The sequence below is a fragment of the Leptospira tipperaryensis genome, from assembly GCF_001729245.1.
Taxonomy (GTDB): domain Bacteria; phylum Spirochaetota; class Leptospiria; order Leptospirales; family Leptospiraceae; genus Leptospira; species Leptospira tipperaryensis.
The window spans coordinates 278,662-298,034 of sequence record NZ_CP015218.1 but is presented as its reverse complement, the minus strand read 5'-3'; the positions used below and the strand labels follow the sequence as shown (position 1 = coordinate 298,034).

The 19,373-nt window shown below is 43.6% G+C and carries 17 protein-coding genes; 10 read left to right on the top strand and 7 right to left on the bottom strand.

What is annotated here, in order from left to right; translation table 11 throughout:
- The first annotated feature begins 98 nt into the window (after positions 1–98).
- The 4 genes from A0128_RS20775 (at position 99) to A0128_RS20760 (ending at position 3,006) form a co-directional block, all read left to right on the top strand.
- Complete coding sequence (locus A0128_RS20775) at positions 99–605, top strand: chemotaxis protein CheD (RefSeq protein ID WP_069609672.1); 507 nt, start codon at positions 99–101, stop codon at positions 603–605.
- A gap of 5 nt (positions 606–610) precedes the next feature.
- Positions 611–1,462, top strand: coding sequence for an HDOD domain-containing protein (locus A0128_RS20770; protein WP_069609671.1), 852 nt, complete (start codon positions 611–613; stop codon positions 1,460–1,462).
- Positions 1,459–1,998 (top strand): shikimate kinase, encoded by a 540-nt coding sequence (locus A0128_RS20765; protein ID WP_069609670.1) that lies wholly within the window; start codon positions 1,459–1,461, stop codon positions 1,996–1,998. Before A0128_RS20770 ends, A0128_RS20765 begins: the two co-directional genes overlap by 4 nt.
- A gap of 111 nt (positions 1,999–2,109) precedes the next feature.
- Positions 2,110–3,006 (top strand): tyrosine-type recombinase/integrase, encoded by an 897-nt coding sequence (locus A0128_RS20760; protein ID WP_069609669.1) that lies wholly within the window; start codon positions 2,110–2,112, stop codon positions 3,004–3,006.
- On the opposite strand, the gene A0128_RS20755 is transcribed toward A0128_RS20760, so the two are convergent.
- The 5 genes from A0128_RS20755 to A0128_RS20735 all read right to left on the bottom strand — a co-directional run bounded on the left by A0128_RS20755 (position 2,993) and on the right by A0128_RS20735 (position 9,179).
- Positions 2,993–4,432 carry an MFS transporter gene (locus A0128_RS20755; protein ID WP_069609668.1) on the bottom strand — a complete coding sequence of 480 codons (1,440 nt, stop codon included), beginning with the start codon at positions 4,430–4,432 and terminating at the stop codon, positions 2,993–2,995. The two genes, A0128_RS20760 and A0128_RS20755, sit on opposite strands and share 14 nt — an antisense overlap.
- 128 nt (positions 4,433–4,560) lie before the next feature.
- Complete coding sequence (locus A0128_RS20750) at positions 4,561–5,367, bottom strand: SDR family NAD(P)-dependent oxidoreductase (RefSeq protein WP_069609667.1); 807 nt, start codon at positions 5,365–5,367, stop codon at positions 4,561–4,563.
- Between the two features lie 12 nt (positions 5,368–5,379).
- Positions 5,380–6,483: an MBL fold metallo-hydrolase gene (locus A0128_RS20745; RefSeq protein WP_069609666.1), complete on the bottom strand. Its 1,104-nt coding sequence runs from the start codon at positions 6,481–6,483 to the stop codon at positions 5,380–5,382.
- A gap of 56 nt (positions 6,484–6,539) precedes the next feature.
- Positions 6,540–6,908, bottom strand: coding sequence for a SirB2 family protein (locus A0128_RS20740; RefSeq protein WP_069609665.1), 369 nt, complete (start codon positions 6,906–6,908; stop codon positions 6,540–6,542).
- A gap of 93 nt (positions 6,909–7,001) precedes the next feature.
- Positions 7,002–9,179, bottom strand: a complete 2,178-nt coding sequence (locus tag A0128_RS20735; protein ID WP_069609664.1) for an adenylate/guanylate cyclase domain-containing protein — start codon at positions 9,177–9,179, stop codon at positions 7,002–7,004.
- Between the two features lie 207 nt (positions 9,180–9,386).
- Here A0128_RS20735 and A0128_RS20730 point away from each other — a divergent pair, with 207 nt between their 5' ends.
- From A0128_RS20730 to A0128_RS20720, 3 genes are all read left to right on the top strand, one after another.
- On the top strand, positions 9,387–9,866 hold the full coding sequence (locus A0128_RS20730; RefSeq protein ID WP_069609663.1) for a peroxiredoxin: 480 nt from the start codon (positions 9,387–9,389) through the stop codon (positions 9,864–9,866).
- Positions 9,867–11,588 (top strand): M61 family metallopeptidase, encoded by a 1,722-nt coding sequence (locus A0128_RS20725; protein ID WP_069609662.1) that lies wholly within the window; start codon positions 9,867–9,869, stop codon positions 11,586–11,588.
- A 300-nt stretch (positions 11,589–11,888) separates the two neighbouring features.
- Positions 11,889–12,425, top strand: a complete 537-nt coding sequence (locus A0128_RS20720; protein WP_069609661.1) for a DUF1564 domain-containing protein — start codon at positions 11,889–11,891, stop codon at positions 12,423–12,425.
- A 79-nt stretch (positions 12,426–12,504) separates the two neighbouring features.
- Here A0128_RS20720 and A0128_RS20715 read toward each other — a convergent pair whose 3' ends face one another.
- The gene (locus A0128_RS20715) at positions 12,505–13,260 is read right to left on the bottom strand and encodes an SDR family NAD(P)-dependent oxidoreductase (RefSeq protein ID WP_069609660.1); all 756 of its coding nucleotides are present in this window, start codon (positions 13,258–13,260) and stop codon (positions 12,505–12,507) included.
- Between the two features lie 79 nt (positions 13,261–13,339).
- Between A0128_RS20715 and argB the strand changes: the two genes are divergently transcribed.
- A complete protein-coding gene (gene argB / locus A0128_RS20710; RefSeq protein ID WP_069609659.1) occupies positions 13,340–14,212 on the top strand; it encodes an acetylglutamate kinase in 873 nt (290 codons plus the stop codon).
- A gap of 287 nt (positions 14,213–14,499) precedes the next feature.
- Positions 14,500–16,248 (top strand): SpoIIE family protein phosphatase, encoded by a 1,749-nt coding sequence (locus tag A0128_RS20705; protein WP_069609658.1) that lies wholly within the window; start codon positions 14,500–14,502, stop codon positions 16,246–16,248.
- 504 nt (positions 16,249–16,752) lie between these two features.
- Here the strand turns inward: A0128_RS20705 and A0128_RS20695 are convergent.
- Positions 16,753–18,048 carry an ATP-dependent 6-phosphofructokinase gene (locus tag A0128_RS20695; RefSeq protein WP_069609656.1) on the bottom strand — a complete coding sequence of 432 codons (1,296 nt, stop codon included), beginning with the start codon at positions 18,046–18,048 and terminating at the stop codon, positions 16,753–16,755.
- Between the two features lie 109 nt (positions 18,049–18,157).
- Between A0128_RS20695 and A0128_RS20690 the strand changes: the two genes are divergently transcribed.
- Positions 18,158–19,105 carry an LIC_20087 family outer membrane protein gene (locus A0128_RS20690; RefSeq protein ID WP_069609655.1) on the top strand — a complete coding sequence of 316 codons (948 nt, stop codon included), beginning with the start codon at positions 18,158–18,160 and terminating at the stop codon, positions 19,103–19,105.
- Positions 19,106–19,373: the final 268 nt, after the last annotated feature.

Sequence of the window (19,373 nt, the reverse complement as noted above, 5' to 3'; positions counted from 1 at the left end):
TTTCGAACGTCTCAAAAAAGTATTGAAGAATTCGGGACGTTACTATATTGTCTTGGATACTCTTTTAGAACGAGATATCACCCGGATAACGGATACAAATGCTGGCAAAAGGAACTAAGGTAGTCAATGTTGGAATCGCTGACCTGCAAGGCGGGCAGTCTCCCGAAATTCTAAGGACAACTCTTGGATCCTGTATCGGAGTCGTCTTTTACGCTCCCGAAAAAAAAGTCGGAGCAATGTCTCACTTCATGCTCTCCAAGGATCCGGGCGGCAAAGATTCACAGAAGAATCCATTCAAATACGCGGAAACCGCAATTCCTCTGTTGATCAAAAAGATGATCGAGTTGGGTTGTCATCCGGGGGATTATTCCGGACGTCTTTTTGGAGGCGCCTCTATGTTCAAAGGGGTTCAATCCAGCTTTCTTCAGAATATCGGAGAACAGAATATTTTGACGGCGCGTGCCATATTAGAACAAAACAAAATTCCTTTAATTGTGGAAGATGTCGGAGGTAACGATGGAAGAACCATCAGCTTGTATTTGGACGACGGACGCGTCCTTTTGAAGAAAGCGGGTTTTGAAAAGTACCTCTACAAGGTCAGGTAAAAAAGATGAAAGAAAAAATAGACCAACTCTTTTTAAACGATGCCCAACTTCCTAGAATTTCCTCCGTGGTTACGAAAGTAATGCAGATGGTACAAAAACAGGACGTGTCCATTCCCGATCTTGCAAAAGAAATCTCCAACGATCCCGGCTTGACGGCGGAAGTGATCAAACTTTCCAATTCGGCATACTACCGCGCGGCAAAACCGATCAAGACGGTTCAAGAATCTCTGATGACCCTTGGAATCAAAACGGTAAAAGACATCATTCTTCTGACCGCGTCCAAAGGAATTCTCAAAAAGGATTTAAAAGGATATCAGATCGAAGGCGAAGACAACTGGATTCATTCTCTTACCGTTGCGGAACTTTCCAAAAGAATCTGCGAACAAAAGAAACTCAAGATCGGAACTGACCTCGCTTTTACGGGCGGGCTATTACACAATATCGGCAAAGTTATTTTGGCTGATTTTTTTCCGGCGGTTCTAATCACCCTTCGAGAAGAATTGAAAAATCATACCGCGTCTTTTTCCGAACTCGAGAAAAAACATTTTGGTTATTCTCACGAAGAAGCGGGCGCAAAACTATTAGCAAAATGGAATTTTCCAAAAGAACTCATACACGTAGCCGAAAACTACAGTAATCCCGAAAATGAAACGGAATATCCTGAGCTCGTTTCCACCGTACACATTGCAAATTCGATTGCGATCGCCGCCGGAGTTGGAATCGATATCGCAGGATTGTCGTATCCGATTTCCAATAAAGCTTTGCAGATTTTAGGAATTAACGATTCTGACTTACAGATGTATTATACGGTTTTACCGGAGATACAGAAACATATCCGTGAGTTGATTCAGGCTTGAAAAAAAATTTCGCTTTGATCGGCCCAAGAGGGGTCGGTAAATCTAAGATCTCTCGAAAATTATCCAAGATCACGGGAATGCCGGTGGTTTCGACGGATATGATCGCCGTCTATGAAATCGGAGGAATTTCAATTCCGGAGTTCATACGGAGAAAGGAAGGAGATTGGAGACCGTTTCGAGAACTCGAGTTTCAAATTTTAGAAAAACTAAAAGCGGCGGATGGAATCATTTTGGACTGTGGCGGCGGAATTCTTTTCGACTTGGATTCGAAAGGAAAGGAAATTCTGAGTCAGAGAAAGACGGAACTCTTAAAATCCATTGCCACAATTTTCGGACTTTCCCGTTCGACGGAAGTTCTCGTAGAAAAGATTCAAAACGACCCGACCCGACCGGCTCTCAGCGCTCTTGCCTCATACAAAAACATCTTAGAATCTCGTCTTCCTCACTATGAGGCCCTTTCCGATCACTATCTGCAGATAGATGATTTGAAGGTCGAAGAGATTTGTGACAGAATTCTTCAGAAAATCGATTATTGAATTGACACAATTTGGAAATATTTGATTTCTTTTTTTCAAAGCTACTAAAAAGAATAGGAATCTGTGGAATGACGTCTAACGAGTTTAACACAGATTTGGCAGGAAAGAGAGATGTCAGAATTGGAACTTCCGAGAAAGAATAAACATTCGATCGAAAGGTTGAGTAAAATCATCCGCCAGAGAAATTATAAAAAAGCTACGGCTTATACATATCTTAAATACAACGTGGATTTTCTCAACTTCACGGATAAACCCGCAGAAAAGATCACTCTCAAAGATCTCAATCGTTATATGGATCATCTCAAAAAGAAGAAGGTCTCTTCCTCTACGATTCAGATCAACGTAAGTTCTCTCAAGATGTTCTTCGAAGACGTGATGAAAATGGATCTTTTCCGAGATTTTCAAAGACCCGTTCGAGAATATAACAATCCGAATGCGATCACTTTTAAGGAGATGCAGAATATTCTAAAATCTGCATCTTCCAATACAAGACACGAGCTGATGTGCGGTCTCGTCTATTACGGCGGACTTCGAGTCGGTGAATTGATTTCTCTCAAATGGAATCATCTGGATCTAAAACGCAAATGGATTCAGATCAAATCGAGCGTTCTTTCTCAATCCAGGAACGTGGAAATTCCGACGGAACTTCTATCTCTCATTAAAAAATACGAAAAGGAAGCCTTGGTCTCCGCCAATACTTATCTTTTTCCGGGAAAAAGTTTAGGATCTCATACAACTTCTAGAAACGTGGAAAGAATCATTTCGGAGATCGGAAGAAACGCGGGGATTGCAAGTCCCGTTACCGTATTTACTCTCAGACATAGCCGCGCGCTTCATCTGATCGCGGACGGATCTCCTCTGGCTCAAGTAAAGGAATTCTTAGGTCATAAAACCTTGGCGAGCACAGAGTCCTATATTCCTGTGAAAAAGAATCTCCGTGCCGCCGTGCGGGAAAAATCAAAACAAGACGCACTTAGGAATATCCGTAAAAAGTTTAAGACAGGTTAGGCGAGAATCTTTTCTTTCGAGTTTCCCTTCTTTTCAAAAGAAGACTTTGGATTCTTTGGTGTCGTTCTTTTGTGAGCGGCATCAGAAGGAAGATCAAAGCGCCCAAAATAAAAAAACTTCCGACTACGGGTCCGAAAAGAATCGAAAGACGAAATCCTAATTCAGGGATTTGATCCACGGATCCTTCTTGATAACCGATTCCACTCAGAAGAATTCCACCAAAGCCTAAACCGAGCGCCCTCGCGACCTTGGTCGCCATCTTCCAAAGTCCAAAGAACCACCCTTCTCTTTTTTCTCCGGTCTTGAGTTCGTCGTAGTCTACGATGTCTGCAACCAAAGAATCAAAAAGCAAAACGGCCCCCGCAAAAAATCCGCCGAAGACCGCGGCAAATAAAATCGGGAGAATTCCCCTTTCCGGAAAAAGAGGATAAACGACTACGGTCATAATTCCCAAGAGAAGAACTCCCCAGAACGCGGGCCATTTTTTACCGAACCGATTGGAAAGATAAACCCAGAGAAGAATCGATAAAATCAAACAGACAACAAAGGGAAGAAGAATCATCAATCCGATTTCGGCTTCGGTTAAAAGAATTCTATATTTATAATATAGATTTACGATCGAAGAATTGAATGTCCTTCCGAAGGTCGCTACGATAAACGCGAGAATCAGAGGTAAAAAATATCGATTCTTAAAAACGGAAGTGATTTTTGAAAACCAAGAATGTCCGAGGGAAACCTCTTGTCTTCGATTCGGATTCTGCGGAAGTGTGGATTCTTCCGATTTGTCTTTTCCCAAAGTTGCAAAAAAAGAGATAAACGAAGTCAGGATAAGAATGCCCGCGATCGTTAGAGAAGTATAATTTCTCGTAATCAAAAGTCTTGCGACTTCGTTTTCGTTTGGAAACAAAGCGGAATAAAAGGAAGGAAGAATCAAAACGAGAATAAAACCTATATTACTAAAAAAGAATCTCCATCCGAAGATCCGGGTTCTCTCGGTCGGAACAAAGGTCATTTCTCCCCCGAGTGCGATATGCGGAACCGCGAGAATCGTCATCGAAGTGTTCACTAAAAGATAAACGAACAGAAGAAAAAAGAACTTCTGTGTTTGAGTTTCCAAGGAAGGAGGAGAAAACATTATAAAAACCGAAAACGCGAGAAGAATTCCCCCGCTCAAGATGTAAGGTCTTCTTTTTCCCATCTTCGTTTTTGTATGATCGGAAAGATAACCCATGAGCGGATCCGAGATTGCGTCCCAGAAAACGGCGACCGCCAGAGCCAGTCCTGCGAGGGAGGCTCGGAGACCTACTGCAGTGACAAAAAATTCTAAAAGATAGATCTGAGCTAAAACTTCTACGGCGGTGATCCCAACTTCGGCCGCCGCGTATCCCGCCATAACGCGTGCGGGAATCGATTTTGATATTTCCATGAAACAGTCCGGGAAGAATTCTTCACCTAACGTCTATTTTGCGAACAACCCTCAGGAAGAGTCGTTCTCTTGTAACGTTTAGGATAGAATCGTATGTACGATTCTAAAAAAGTGATTCTAAAATTCCCTTATCCTTTTTTGTAAGCTGACTGTTTCCTTAGACCTTTTTTTCGAAGAATCGGCCCGAGGTAAGCGCTGATTGCGGGAAATAGGTTTGCGATTTTTGCAAGAATTCCTCTGCTTCCAGGGATTAAAACTTCCAGAGGTTTTTTGGATAGAACTCTTCCAAGGATGATCTTCGAAACTTCTTCTACCGTTAAAACCTTGTCTCCCGAAAACGTCATAGATGCTTGTTCATAGTCTTTCTGAAGATCCAACATAGGAGTTTTGATCGCGTCCGGACAAACAACCGTAACAAAAACGTTCTTCTCTTTGAGTTCTTGCGCGATCGCTAAGGAAAATCCACGAACCGCAAATTTAGAAGTGGAATAAAGAGCGATTCCCATAATCGGAGCGACGCCGGCGAGAGAAGCGATATTTACGATATGACCCGCTTTGGCAGCGACCATTCTCACCGCGGCTTCTCTGGTCCCATACATCACACCTTTTGCGTTGATGTCCATGTGACGATCGATTTGAGCCGCGGGGACTTCGTAGATATAACCCGGAAGAAGATAACCCGCTACGTTTAAGAGTGCGTCGATTCTTCCCCATTTTTTATACGCGAGGTCCATGACTTTTTTCCAGTCGGATGGAGATGTGACGTCTAACTTGGAAACGAGAACCCTTTCTTTTTCATTCTTCCAGGGAGCTGAGAATTTTTTGAGTTCTTTCTCGTTGATGTCCGTGATCAGAATGGAATGTCCCGCCGCGAATGCGTCTTCCGCTAATTTTTTTCCGAGCCCGCCGGCGCAGCCGGTGATGAAAAGAATCATATTCGTTTTTCCTTATGTGACAGGAGAACCAAAAGACAATTGTCCGAAACTAAACGTCGGAGACGTTCCCGGAAAAAGCCAATAGCTCGTCATCTCGGAAGAAGGCATCACATTGTAGAAATCGGGGTTTCTGGAAGAAATTCCCGCCATTTCCTTTTCTTGAACCATGGAGATATACTGATCGAGTCCGATCTCCAGAGTATTTCCGTTTAGAATGACTTCCATTCCGGTTGACTTTGCGTATTTCTTTACGCCGGGAATCCGAGATTTCAAAGGAGAATAACTGTCCGCGCTGACGCCGTTTTCACTGGAGACAAAAATTCCTTCGGGTGTATGGGCGACGAGAGAATGGTTTCCGTAAGTGTGACCTGGAGTTCGAATGAGTGCGACGCCTTGTCCAAGTTCCACGTCGCCTTCTAAAACGACGATTCTATCGCTGGAAACTCCGCCTGTCCCGTTGGGGCAATACCAATCGGACTGTGGAGGAAGAAGTCCTTGAACTGAATCCCATTCTTCTCGCATCACCAAAAGTTTTGCGTTTGGAAAGTAACCCTTTTCTCCGTTGGCGCCCAACCATTTACGAATGTCTTGTGTATGAAGGTGATCGTAGGAAATGTAGTCCACTTTTTCAGGAGAGATTCCCGCGTCTTGAAGACATTCTTCCACAGTGTTTAAAATCGGAGCGATGATTTTTTTGCCGATGGATTGAAACGGTCCGAAACTTTCAGCGAGTCTTTTGAAAAAAGGAGTTTCCGCGTTTCCGTCGAGATCGGAAGGAGAAAACAAAAGAGTTTTGATACCTTCCGCAGTTCGATACTGAATGATGAACAATCGATTTAGAATGTGCATGTAGGGAGTCGGAAGGCTATACGCGTTCAAAAGCGCATAACGTGTTGGATACGGCACCCGGACCAAATCGTAAGATCTGTAAAAGACGACCTGCGAACCCGAAAGCATCTTCTCTCGGAATTTACGCGCGCGTTTGCGAACGTCTTCTAATCTATCCACGGGAAAAGGAAGACTTCTCGAACCAACGAAGTCTTGAATCGGTTTGATAGAAGAATCCTTTTTTGATTTTGCTTTGGGAGCGGATTTGGATGCGGATGCTTTTGCCATCTCTTTTGTTTCCTCGATACCGAATGTATCTTAATTCTTCAGATTTTGAAAGTAGATCAGAAAGGTTTGTAGAGAACAATGTAGGATACGACAACTCCTAAGAGAGGGAATCCGAACCAAAACACCTTCGCTAAAGACGGTTTTTTATAAACTACCGTGAGAAGTCCGCCGTAAGCAAGCCAGATCGCAAACTTCGCGATCACCCAACCCGGCCAAGGCCAGAGGATTCCAAGTCTCGCGAGCATTCCAAAACCGCCGAGTAAGATCAAAAAGAGTCCGATCCCGTGTGTGATTCCGACGAATTTGCGATTGGAGAATTCTTTACTTCCTCCGTTCAACACGTGCATGGTGACTCCTCCCAATGCGGTAAAGAGAAGAAGAATCCCAAAGATATGGATCATTTTATAGACGGTGTAGGGTATCATTTGTACCAGGTTTCCTTTGCAATCTGTAAATTATCAGAAACCAATCTTCCAGGAAGAATTGGCTTTGGCAACGATTGTTTGGCTGGTTAGAAATTACTTTTCGAGAAGGTGTTGAACGCCGATCCAATTTCCGAGCGGAGGAATCGCGATATATTCCTGACAACGTTTCCGATAGAGAATGGAAACGATATCTTCCGGATATACTTTGAGAGCTTGTTCGAAATTAATCAAGGCTTCTTGAAAGTCCGCCACTTTGTAGAGAATGATTCCTCTCGTGATCAGAGGTAAGGTCGTATCCTTGAGTTTGCGGATATGAGGCGCGTCCGCTTCGTAGACTTCATAGATGATGATCGGATCGGTCTTTCCTTTGACCACTACGGAATCGATTTCACGGATCGCGAGTCCATCGGCGATCGTCATCGAAGAAAGTGTATTCTTTGTAATGAGAATGTCCGCGCGATAAAGATTGGTCAAACTTTCCAGACGAGAAGCGACGTTCACCGTATCTCCGATTACGGTTGTATCGAGTCTGGAACGGCTTCCCACGGTCCCTAGCATAAGATTCCCGGTGTTGATCCCGATTCCGATTTTGAGTCCTTTAAAATGAGAAGAATCCTTTGCTTCCGCGTTGATCGTCTGAACTCGCTTTTTCATTTCGATCGCGGCAAGAATCGCCTTATCAGCCGAGGTTTTTCCGTGAAGACTAACGTTCATCGCTTCCCCTTCTCCGGAAAAAAGGGCGAGAATTCCGTCTCCCATAAACTTATCCACAAAACCTTCGTGTCTTTGAATTACCGGTTCCATACTCGCGAGATAGTCGTTGATGAATTTGAAGTTTTCTTCCGGAGTCATCTGCTCGGAGATCGTTGTAAACGAACGAATGTCAGTAAAAAGAACGCTCATCTCTTTGAGAACGGAATCTCCTAGGTTGACTTCGACCGCAGAATCTTTTCCGAGAACGTTTAAGAATTGAACCGGAACAAAACGGAAGAACGCATTCTTCTGTCTCGCGAGTTCGAGTTTCTGTTGACTGAGTTCGATGTTCAGATCCTCGGATTGACGATACAAGGAGATGAATCGATTCGCAAGAATCGTTGTAAGAGCTACTACAAAGAAAAAATAGGCGAAGTGGGTAAATCGAAACCCCGATTGAAAAAACATAGAATCTATCACGTCGTAGACGGCGATAAACACGACGGTGAATATACTCGCGGCCATAACGGTCGCGTCTTTCTTTCGGAGATAAACGGCCTTCCCCATAAAATAAAGAAGATAGACGAGAGTCGGAAGAATCGAGAATTGCCAGATTCTTAAACTTGTCATCGTATAACGGAAAGGTTCGAGAAGAGTGACGATCGCAATCCCAAGATTAAAGATAAAAAACCCGAAGAGGACTCTTGAAAACTTGGCTCTTCCGTAAAAATAATCCTGCATAAACAATAAGAACAACGGCGCGAGCAAGGTCACGGAAGCATATTCAATTCTTGTAATCCATGTAGTATCGTGAATCGTTTCAAAGGCGTAGGTGGAACGCGAAAGAGAATATAAGGCCATAAAAACGCTAAAAAAACCGAAGTAGACGTTATAACGATCCTCCCTTCTTTTTGCATAGATGAGAAGATGATACAAACCGAAAAAGATATAAATCGTATTGAGACAGAGATTGACGAGGGTTGAAATATCTCCGGAAAGTTTTTGTTCCGCTGTGATGGAATAATCTCCGTCGATATAAAAGCCGAGATCCAAATTTTTAGAAAGAGCGGTGGCTGGAGAATCTCCGATCAAATGAAACGTGAGAATATTCTCCCCTTTTTTCAAAAGACTGGAATCAATAGGCAAACGAAAATTTCGAATCGTTCTTCTTACGAGCATTTCTTTTCCGGAAGGATCCAGGTGGATTTCTTTACTCAGAGAATATCCGTTCAAATAGATTTCCCAGTTTTCTCCGATCGATTCCAAATAGAGAAAAATCGGTTTGTAGATCTTGGTTTGTTGAAGATCGCCTTCCGAAGAAAAACTTGTCTGCAAAGTATATTCTTTCAAACCTTCTCCGATCGGAACTTCAAAAATTTCATTCATTACGATCGGGAACGAAGTGATCTTTTTTACTTCGTTGGAAACGGGGTCGAGTCCACGGAGATTCTTTTCTTGAAAACCTTCTACGGCGTACCAAGTGCCGGTTCTGAGATCGATCGGTTTCCAGTTTTCTTGTGTTTCAGAAGAGAGAAATGTAGGAAGGAATACAAAGAGGAAGAATAGAATCGTTTTCAAAGTCGGTTTTTCCGTTTGGAGAAATTGTTTGTTTCTCGGTGAAGTATAGGGATTAGAAGTTTAGATTGTGGAATTTTCAACATTTTTATTCCGGATTCGTTTCAATTCTTGCCATCCGTTTTGAAAAGCGGTTGCAAGTCCTCCGATTCTAATATTATTTCACGTATCCGGATCTCCGGAGCGATACAATTCGATGAGGAAATTTGAATGTCAGATCCAACATTAGGAACGTCTCTTCCCGCAATCAGTTTGGAAAGTACCGAAGGAAAAAGTGTGAAACTACCGGAGGACATCGCCGGTTCTTGGACCCTACTTTATTTTTATCCGAAAGATGATACCCCGGGTTGTACAAAACAAGCCTGTAGTTATAGAGATAATATCGGAGAATTTAAAAAGATCGGAGCGAAAGTCTACGGCGTAAGCTTGGACGACCTCGGATCTCATGAGAATTTTATTCAAAAGTATTCTTTAAACTTTCCTCTGTTATCCGATCCCAACCATTCTCTGAGCGAAGCGCTGGGAGTTTATGGAGATCAAGAATGGAAAGGAAGAGTTTTTAAAGGTCTTTCTAGGGATTCTTTTTTGATTTCTCCGGATGGGAAAATACAAAAGGTTTGGAGAAAAGTTGACCCGACGACCACGGTGGAAGAAACTCTCCAGGAGATTTCCAAAGCAAGCGGTAAATGATTGTCTAAACTTCGCTTTTCTGTTCAAGAATATCAACTCACGGGACACTATCTTCAAGTAGAATTGGAGGTAGTCGCTCCCGAAAACGAAACCGTTCTGTCCCTTCCCGTTTGGTCTCCCGGATCCTATATGGTTCGAGACTATTCCCGGCATATTCACAAATTAGAAGCCTTTGTTTCCGGGAAGAATGGGAAGGTGTTGGAAATCAATCCGATAGGATTGGATTCTTGGAGTGTCGATTCCGGGGGAGAATCGTTTCGAGTTCGTTACGTGGTCTACGGTTTCGACTATTCGGTACGTTCCAATTATTTTACTACCGAATTCTGTCTTTTGCATCCACCCGCTTTGTTTCTTTATCCGAAAGATTCCGAGATTTCCGAAATTACATTAGAAATATCGAATTCTCTTCCTTTCGAGTTTTGTCATTCCGGTCTTTCCGGAAAGGGAAAAAAACACTCTGCCGCGTCCTTGGATGAATGGATGGATTCTCCGATTTTATTGTCCGGTCGTTCGGCGATTCCCTTTGTTTCCGGTGGTTGCGAACACGAAATCGTTCTCGAGGGAGAATTGTCCAAGTCTGTTCAGAAGAATCTGATTCGTGATCTCCAAAAAATTACGGAAGAACAGATTCGTTCTTTGGGGGGAGCGCCTAACTCTCGTTATCTGTTTGTTCTGATTCTTTCCGAAGGCGCGTACGGAGGATTGGAACATCTGAATTCTTCCGTAAACATGTATGACCCACTGAAGGCTTTGACTAAGGACGGTTATCTCAAACTTTTAGAACTCCTTTCTCACGAATACTTTCATCTCTGGAACGTAAAACGAATCCGTCCGATCGCGCTTGGTCCGTTCGATTATCAAAAGCCGAATCTGACTCGGGAGCTCTGGATCGCAGAAGGAATCACTTCTTTTTATGACGCTTATTTCTTGGTGAAAACAAAACACTTAAGTCCGGAGAATTATCTGGCGAAGGTGATGGAAGATCTTCAGAGTCTGGAAAAATCGGAAGGAGAATCTTGGATGAGTTTAGAAGATTCTTCTTATACGGCTTGGACGAAATTCTACAATCGTTCGAACGATCCGAACGCGGGGAACACGGGAATTTCTTATTACGTTAAAGGTGGAATTCTCGCGCTCGCGATGGATCTTTATCTGCTTTCGGAAACTTCCGGTAAAAAATCCCTCTTGGACGTTATGAAAGAAGTGTATCAGTTTTTTCATGTTGGAAAGAATCGCGGATTTACAAAGCCTGAATTTTTCGAAGCCGCCAAAAGAAGCACCGGCGTGGATCTAAAGTTGGAATTTGGAGCTTATCTTGATAAGCCGGTTGTGATTCCGATCGAAAGATACTTTCATAAAATCGGCGTTATACGGGTGGATTCGAATCCTGGAGTGGAACTTGGTTTCGGGACAAGAGAAGAAAGGGGAAATCTTGTCATCAGTAAGATCGACTGGAAAGTCTTGGATTCTTCTGTCGATTTGAGCCAGGGTGACGAATGGATTTCTCTAAACGGGAATAGGATTCATTCCGGAAATCGGAAAGATCTTTTGAAACAGTTTAAGGCGGGTGATAAGATCGAACTTTTGATTGCGAGGAGAGGAAAGATTCTTAAGAGGAAGTTAAAGCTCTCTAAACGTTTTCAGACGAGTCAGTTTAAGTTTGAGGAACATCCGTCGGAAGAACAAAAGAAATTGAGAGATCAATTCTTCGATCGAAGTTGAATGTTTTTAATGGTGACAGTTGTGGGCTTGAAGCTTGAAAGAAACTTTATTGGGCTGAACGAAGTCGATTGATTTGTGTGGTCCTCTTTGCGCTCAATATTTTATTGAGGATGTTTGTTTTTCATTCTTCTTTGATTTTCTTCTCTGAGAGATTTGAGTTACCTATTCTCAGCTTATTTTTAGAATTTTAGAATCGATGATTTCCTTTCCTGATCGATTTTCCAAAAAATATTATTAATTCTTAAATTCTTTCCCAAAATCTATCACGAAGGTGATCAGAGAAGGAACCGAGAGAGATGTATGGAAACTCTATCGTTCAGTTCTGAGAGAAAAATTCAATCTGCGTTGATCGAAGGTCAGATGGGAACCGATTCGATCTTAATTCCCCTTTCCTATTGGGATGAGCTTAGTCCGGAAGAAAAGAAGGTTCTTCGGAGAAAACTTCCTTATTTGTTGCGAAGGTATACGAAGTATGTGAGTTGCCTGAGGCGATTGCACTGGAGAGCGGGGAAGGTTAAATACAATCGGGGCGTCGGGAAAATGAAGAAGATGAGTATTCGAGTGAACACCGGAGCTTGGGCTGTTTTGGGAGCGCTTGCCGCAGCGCACGGGGTTTCGAGGTGTTATCTTTTTAATTATTTGCTTTGGTTGGATGATGTTGGAGTCGGGGATTCTATTGTGGAAACTTTGAACCAAGGAGTTCCTAGGTTTCATGGGACTTACAGAATGATCTGGACCTTAGATTTACGACAAAATCTCATTTCCAGGGAATTAGAATTCGAACCCAATCCGCTTTTCGGAAGATACACGTTCGAATTCGAGAAAACCCAAACATAAAAACCAAAAATTCGACCGTCCAACCCCAGAACAAAAGACAAATCTCCTCCGAAAACAACGGAGGCAAAACCCCCCACCCCTAAACCGCAGTGATCCCCCCATCCGCTGCCCAGTTCGCTCCATTGATATAACCCGAATCCGGATTTAACAAAAAGAGAATCACTCTCGCGATCTCAAGAGGATCAGCGATTTTTTTAGAAGGAGTTATCTCTAAAATTTTCTTCCGATGACCATCCACTTGATCTTCCTGGATACCCATACTCGTTTCCATATAACCCGGGCTCACGGCATTGATCGTAATACCGAGAGGCCCCCACTCATCGGCGAGAGATCTTACAAAACCGATCAAAGCGTGTTTAGAAGAAGAATATGCGACCGAGTTAGCGGACCCCTTAAGAGACAAAGAAGAAGCTACAAACAGAAGCCTACCTAAATTCAAATTTATGAATATAGGTAAAAGCCATTTTGTGATCTGAAACGCGGAGCGAATATTTACCGAAAAGATTCGGTCCCATTCTTCCTGACTCACTTCCGTGATCTTGTGATACGGGCCGCCGTAACCGGCACAATGAATAAAGCCGTAAGGAATATGATTTTCAGAAGTTATCTGTGTCTTCCACATTTCCAGAGAAGAAAAAAGTTCAGTGTCTTTTGTAAGATCCGTTGGAATAAAAAATTCTCCGGAAAGAAGATCCTTCGGGGCTTGAAGATCCAAATTTGTTACGGAGTAACCTTCTGAAACGAGTAAAGCAACGATCGCCCTTCCCAAGCCGCCGGATCCTCCGGTGAGGATTACATTCTTTTTATTTTCGGATTCTTTCTTTGTTACAGACACTCTTCTTGAATCTCCATTCTAACTTCTATCCCGTATTTCTAGGATGACAGAGATCGGCACAAGGAATTCTCTGTTTCTCATGGAAAAACTTTTCGAAAGAGTCAATCATATCCTCGAAGCCCTCCCTTACATCACAAAATACTCGGGCAAGACGGTTGTGATCAAATACGGTGGCGCGGCAATGGCCAAAGCCGACTTGAAAGAATCTTTTGCAAAAGACATCGTACTTTTAAAATACGTAGGCATTCATCCCGTAATCGTTCACGGAGGCGGACCTGAAATCAACCGCCTTCTGGAGAGTTTGAAAATTCCCACTGAGTTTGTACACGGACATAGGGTGACCGACGCTCAAACCATGGACGTAGTGGAAATGGTACTCACCGGGAAAGTAAATAAACAAATCGTTTCTATGATCAATGCCCAAGGCGGGAACGCGGTAGGAATTTCCGGAAAAGACGGAAACCTTGCCAAGGCAACAAAAACTCCGATAGAGATCGAACTCGAAGGCCAGGAAAAACAACTCTTCGACGTCGGGCTCGTCGGAAAGATCGAGACGATCAATCCGGAGATTCTTCTCAACCTTCAAAAAGAAGGATTCATTCCCGTTATATCGCCGGTTGCGGAATCCGCCGACGGAGAAAGTTTGAATATCAACGCGGATACTTTTGCCGGAGAAGTCGCAGGCGCACTCAAAGCGGAAAAATTGATTCTTCTCACGGACACGGAAGGAATTTTGATCGACGGAAAACTTGCGACCGGGCTCAACCGAGGCAAGGTGAAGGATTATATTCGAAAAGGAGAAATTTCCGGCGGAATGATTCCCAAGGTCGAATGTTGTCTGACTGCGATCGATCAAGGAGTAAGAAGAACTCATATCATCGACGGAAGAGTTCCCCATTCTATCTTGATCGAAATTTTTACCGATCAGGGAATCGGTTCTCTGATCGAGTGAACCCTTTTCGTTTTCGATTTTATTTTTTTGGAAAGATGGATTCTTTTCAAAAAACCTTTTTGAGGTAGAATTTTCCTCTTTGATTCTTGGAAGAAGTGGAGAAGAAAATAAAAAATCTTTTGTTCACGACGTTTTGAAACTTCTCTGGAGAATCAAAAAATTGATAAGTTGAGATTTTTTTTGCAATTTTGGCTCCCTTGAATTGTTAATGAAACTCCTTGACAGGGAAATCTTTCTTGTGTCCAATGATTCAATTCTTCCTTTAGAATGGTCCGTTAACCCCCTTTATGAGTGAAAGGCAACTATCCTTATCCCTAATCTCCGATATAACGGCGAGAATCAACTCGACCGACGACCTGGAAGAACTCCTCGGTATCATCATAGAAACTACAAAAGACGTTCTCAATTCGGAAGGATGTTCTCTCCTTCTTTACGATCGGGATGAAGACTGTCTTGTCTTCAACGTTGCAAAAGGAACGAAGGGAGAATCTCTCGCAACTCTGAAAGTTCCCCGAGGAAAAGGAATTGCGGGGATGGTTTTGGAAACCCTGGAACCGGTGATTGTAAACGACGCTGCAAACGATCCTAGAATTTATAGAAACATCGACGAGACGGTCGGATTCGTGACAAACAATCTCATCTGCGTTCCTATGAGCACCCAGGGAGAAATCCAGGGCGTTTTGGAAGCCGTAAACTCGTTGGGGCGAAAAGAATTTACAAATAAGGACATTAAGGTTCTTCAATATCTTTCGGATCTTGCGGCGATCGCGATTCGGAATCGAAGACTGATCGGCGATCTAAAAAGTCGTGCGAACGAATTGGATTGTCTCTTTCAACTCAGTCAGGCGATTTCGAACATCGCGGAGATGGATCAATTCTTAAATCTGACCGTACATTCGATTTCGGAAGTGATGAGAGCGGAACGAGTTTCTTTGATCTTCTTCAATCCGAAGAGCGGAAAATACGAACTCAAAAAAAGCATCGGTTTTAGTCTGGAAGAGGAAGAACATTTTATCAACGAGAAGGAAGGGGTGATCAGTAAGATCTTAGAAACCGGCGCTCCGATCCTCGTTCAAAATACGACGGCTCTCGCGGAAGAATGGGTTCGTCCCGAAAGATACAAGACCAAGTCCTTTATTTCGGTTCCGATCCGACAAGACGGAAAGATCATCGGGATTCTCAACGCCGCGGATAAAATATCGGGGAATAGTTTTGACAACGCGGATCAAAACATTCTGAGTACGATTTCAAATCAGATCGCGGAAGCTTATAATTCTCTTCTCTCCAAGGATCAAAAAGAAAAACTCAATTCGATCCGAAGAGATATGCAGATTGCGTCTCAGATCCAAGTGAACTCTTTGCCGAACATTCCAAAAAAAATCCAAGGATTGGAATTGGAGACGAGTTATATCGCTTCCAAGGAAATCGGCGGGGACTTTTACGATCTTATCTATCACAATCCCGACGAAGTGAGTGTTCTCATCGCGGACGTTTCCGGAAAAGGAATCGCTGCCGCGCTCTTTATGGAATTCTCAAAGACGATTATTTCCGGAGAAGTATCCAGAAATTCTTCGACGAGCATCAGTTTGATGAGTGCGAATCGAATCATCCAAGAGAAGTCCGGTTACTTTATGTTTGTGACCGTGATGCTCGCGCGGATCAACATGGCGAAAAGAAGAATCCGATTCTCCAGTGCGGGACACAACGAACAACTTCTCTACAAGGCAAAGGACAAAAAGGTAACGAGCCTTTCCGGAAAAGGAATGCCGCTCGGAATCAAGGAATCCGAAATCGACGAACACGAAATCGATTACGCGCCGGGAGATCTTCTCATCCTTTATACCGACGGCGTGAGCGAAGCGATGAACGAATCCAACGAGATGTACGGACTTGAAAATCTCACAAAGTTGATCGAAAGAAACGGCGAAATGCCTCTCGGCGCTCTAAAAGAGTTGATCATCGATACTACGGACGCGTTTCGCGGGGACGCGGACCCGCACGACGACTACACACTCTTTATGGTTCGTCTTCCTTAAAAAGAAAAATATTCTTTGTAAGAAAGCAAAGAATGACTTCGAATAAAAATTTTTTTCTTACAATATCGAAATCATCCGATCCGGAAGTTCGCTTTGAACAGGGAAAGTAGTACCCGGAGGAAAGTTTGGGCGTCTCCTTCCGATAGGAATCGGAAGGACCGCGCTTGGTCCGGGTTCGTCGCAAAGCGACTCATCCCTCGCTCACTCGATTTTTTAAAAGAAATATAATATTCTAATATTCGCTCGGGACCGCTTACGCGGCCCTCCCCATCGCTGACGCATTCGCTTTTCTCAAAAGACTTTCCCTGAACTTCGAAAGAAAGAAATTTTATAAAATTCTAATATAGCTGTATGAGTTCCTACAAATTACATCTCGTCGACTTTTTCGAAATTTGAATGGTCCTTTTATCATCCCCAATTTGTATGAGTTCCTACTTTTTCAGGTTTGGAGCCGCTTCAAAGTTTGGCGGAACGGATATCGCGTTGAAGATGCATTTCCAAGGGTCACTTCGCCAACATGTGCGCCGGTTGTCCCGTGGAAGCGAGGAGCGATCTCCAGAGAGTGCTTCGATCGGGTTGTAAGACCTTTCTTTCCTGGATCGCGACGGAGATGGGAAGATGGGTAAAGACGTTGTTCCACATTCCGACGACCATGTCCGTCTTGCCAGCCATTGCCGCGTGCACCGCATTCTGAGCCAAAAAACCGCAGAAGACCGAGTCTTCCGGGTCTGCGGGAATCGAACGGATGATATAACTCGGATCGATGTATTTGATATTCACGGGGATGTTTTCTTTTTTGAAAAAGTCGGTCATCGTGTCCTTGAGAAAGATTCCGATATCCTTGAGTTTGAGATTCCCCGAAGGATCTCTTTCTCCCGTGATTTCAAAAAAATGTTGCCCCGCTCCTTCGGCGGCGATGATCACGGCGTGGCCCTTTTTTTGAATTCTTTTTTTGAGTTCATCTAAGAAGGCTCCGTTTCCGTGGAGATCGAAGTTGACTTCGGGAATCAGGCAGTAGTTTACGTTTCGTGAAGCAAGGGCCGCGTTCACGGCGATAAAACCGGAGTGTCTTCCCATAAGTTTTACTAGACCGATTCCGTTAGGAGCTCCTTTGGCTTCAACGTGGGCGCATTCCACCGCTTCCATCGCTTTGGAAAACGCAGTAGAAAAACCGAATGTCTTTTGGACGTAGTTGATATCGTTGTCTATGGTTTTCGGAATTCCTATGACCGAAATTTCTTCCCCGCGTTTGGCGATCTCGTCAACGATTTCTCTGGCTCCTCGAAGGGTTCCGTCTCCGCCGATGCAGAAGAGAACTTTGACTCCGTAAAGACTGAGGTAGTCCACCATATCTTCCGGAGATTGATTCCCTCGGGAAGAACCGAGCATGGAACCTCCTTCTTCTACGATATGCGCCACTCTTTCCGGCGTGAGTTCGATCGGTTTATGAGAATATTTTTTGACAAGGCCTTGGTAGCCGAAAGGAAACCCGAGAATCCGAGAAACTCCGTAACGATAAAAAAGTTCCATGACGATGCCTCGTATCACGTCGTTGATTCCCGGACAAAGGCCGCCGCACGTTACGATTCCTGCGGTCACTTCTTTGGGGCGGAAAAAAATTTTTTCGCGAGGACCGGCTTGTTCAAAAAAATCGGGACCGCTTTCTATGTAAGAATTCCAATCTTCCTTGGATTGAAAAACGGTTCGGAACAACAGCCTGGAAGAATCGCTAGTATAGTATTCGTAATCCGCAGGACTTGGTACGGTGCACTCGCCGAAATTTTTTATCTTTGTCTCCATTCTTACCCTCGCGTTGATTTTTAGGGAATTCCGGGAAAAATCATCTCATTTTGCAATTTTATACTGACAGTTCTGTTCTATTTCTATAGTCTTACACAGAAGAACGTATATGAACGGAAAAAGGTCTTTCATTCTATCTTTATTTTTGTTCCTCTTTGGGGTTTCCATTTTTTCCGTAGAAGACCCCTCTTTCAGCCCGTTCGAACCGTATCATCTTTCCAGAGATTTCGATCTCAATCGCCAGAAATACTTACAAGTGGTCGCCATTCCTTATAAAGACCCGATGGAACTCAAATTGGGGCCCGATGGAGAATCCTTTCAGGAGACAAAATCCCCCGCTCCGATCTTTACCGTAACTCCGGGACTTTCCTTTTCAGGGATGTTTCAACCCTTTTTATTTTCAGTAGTTCCGAGCGGTCACGTAAACTTTATGCCCGTTTCTGAAACCGTTTTTGTAAACGAAACTCCGACTCGATCGGGAAAACTTCTTTCCGGTGCGTTTTCTGAAAAGAGAACTATGGATCGAATCACGGATTCCAGAAATCAGATCCAAGGTTTTGGATTGGCAAATTGGAATTCCAATCCGCTCCAAAACGGAAGCAGCTCGGGTGTGATGTTCTTATACATGAAACGTCATGCGGGTTTGGAAATGGATTTTAACGCGAGAATGATTGGAAACCAGGCCGGTCTTGCGGTTTTAGAATCCGCGAAGTCAACGATCGCATTCAACTATTCCGTTTTTCCTGAAATCGGTGAAAGTTCTAAGATGAATTTCTTTGTTCAGTTTTCGAGTGTGAAACGTTTTCAGGATCGCAACGGCGGAGTTTTTTCGCTTAGCGATCAACAGACGAATAACGCTCGCGGCTTGAAATCCTATGAGTATTATCTCAATCCCGGGATTTCTTTTTCTTCCAGGAACCTAAGCTTAGAAGGAATGGTAAGAGTTCCGGTTCCGACGGCGGCTCAACTTCAATCCGGAGAACAACACCTCTGGATGCAAGAGGTTCAAGGTTTGCTCGGAATCAAATACAGCTTCTCGGAAACTTCTCCTAAATAACCCCACTCCTTCTTTTTTCGTTTTAGCGATTGCAGGGCGTATCCTGGCTCACAAATACTTTGATTTCAAGATGAGATTCGTCGGAACAACGACAATCCTCTGTGAAAGTCGCGCGCCCGCCCAAATTTCGGGTGGAGGGGCGGGTAGTGGAAAAATTCCGGAGACTTTCCTATATCACAAAATTCTAATTTTGCAAGTAAAAAATCCCGTGTAGGAACTCTTACAATAGCCTCTTTTTTGGGCCGATTTGCGTTTCAGCTTTTTCAAA

Bases quoted from the DNA above. Each gene is read 5' to 3' on its own strand.
- A0128_RS20740 (WP_069609665.1), bottom strand. From the start codon at position 6,908: ATGATACCCTACACCGTCTATAAAATGATCCATATCTTTGGGATTCTT.
- A0128_RS20755 (WP_069609668.1), bottom strand. From the start codon at position 4,432: ATGGAAATATCAAAATCGATTCCCGCACGCGTTATGGCGGGATACGCG.
- A0128_RS20750 (WP_069609667.1), bottom strand. From the start codon at position 5,367: ATGATTCTTTTCATCACCGGCTGCGCCGGCGGGCTCGGAAAAAAATTA.
- A0128_RS20775 (WP_069609672.1), top strand. From the start codon at position 99: ATGCTGGCAAAAGGAACTAAGGTAGTCAATGTTGGAATCGCTGACCTG.
- argB (WP_069609659.1), top strand. From the start codon at position 13,340: ATGGAAAAACTTTTCGAAAGAGTCAATCATATCCTCGAAGCCCTCCCT.
- A0128_RS20705 (WP_069609658.1), top strand. From the start codon at position 14,500: ATGAGTGAAAGGCAACTATCCTTATCCCTAATCTCCGATATAACGGCG.
- A0128_RS20730 (WP_069609663.1), top strand. From the start codon at position 9,387: ATGTCAGATCCAACATTAGGAACGTCTCTTCCCGCAATCAGTTTGGAA.
- A0128_RS20695 (WP_069609656.1), bottom strand. From the start codon at position 18,048: ATGGAGACAAAGATAAAAAATTTCGGCGAGTGCACCGTACCAAGTCCT.
- A0128_RS20745 (WP_069609666.1), bottom strand. From the start codon at position 6,483: ATGGCAAAAGCATCCGCATCCAAATCCGCTCCCAAAGCAAAATCAAAA.
- A0128_RS20720 (WP_069609661.1), top strand. From the start codon at position 11,889: ATGGAAACTCTATCGTTCAGTTCTGAGAGAAAAATTCAATCTGCGTTG.
- A0128_RS20770 (WP_069609671.1), top strand. From the start codon at position 611: ATGAAAGAAAAAATAGACCAACTCTTTTTAAACGATGCCCAACTTCCT.
- A0128_RS20690 (WP_069609655.1), top strand. From the start codon at position 18,158: ATGAACGGAAAAAGGTCTTTCATTCTATCTTTATTTTTGTTCCTCTTT.
- A0128_RS20760 (WP_069609669.1), top strand. From the start codon at position 2,110: ATGTCAGAATTGGAACTTCCGAGAAAGAATAAACATTCGATCGAAAGG.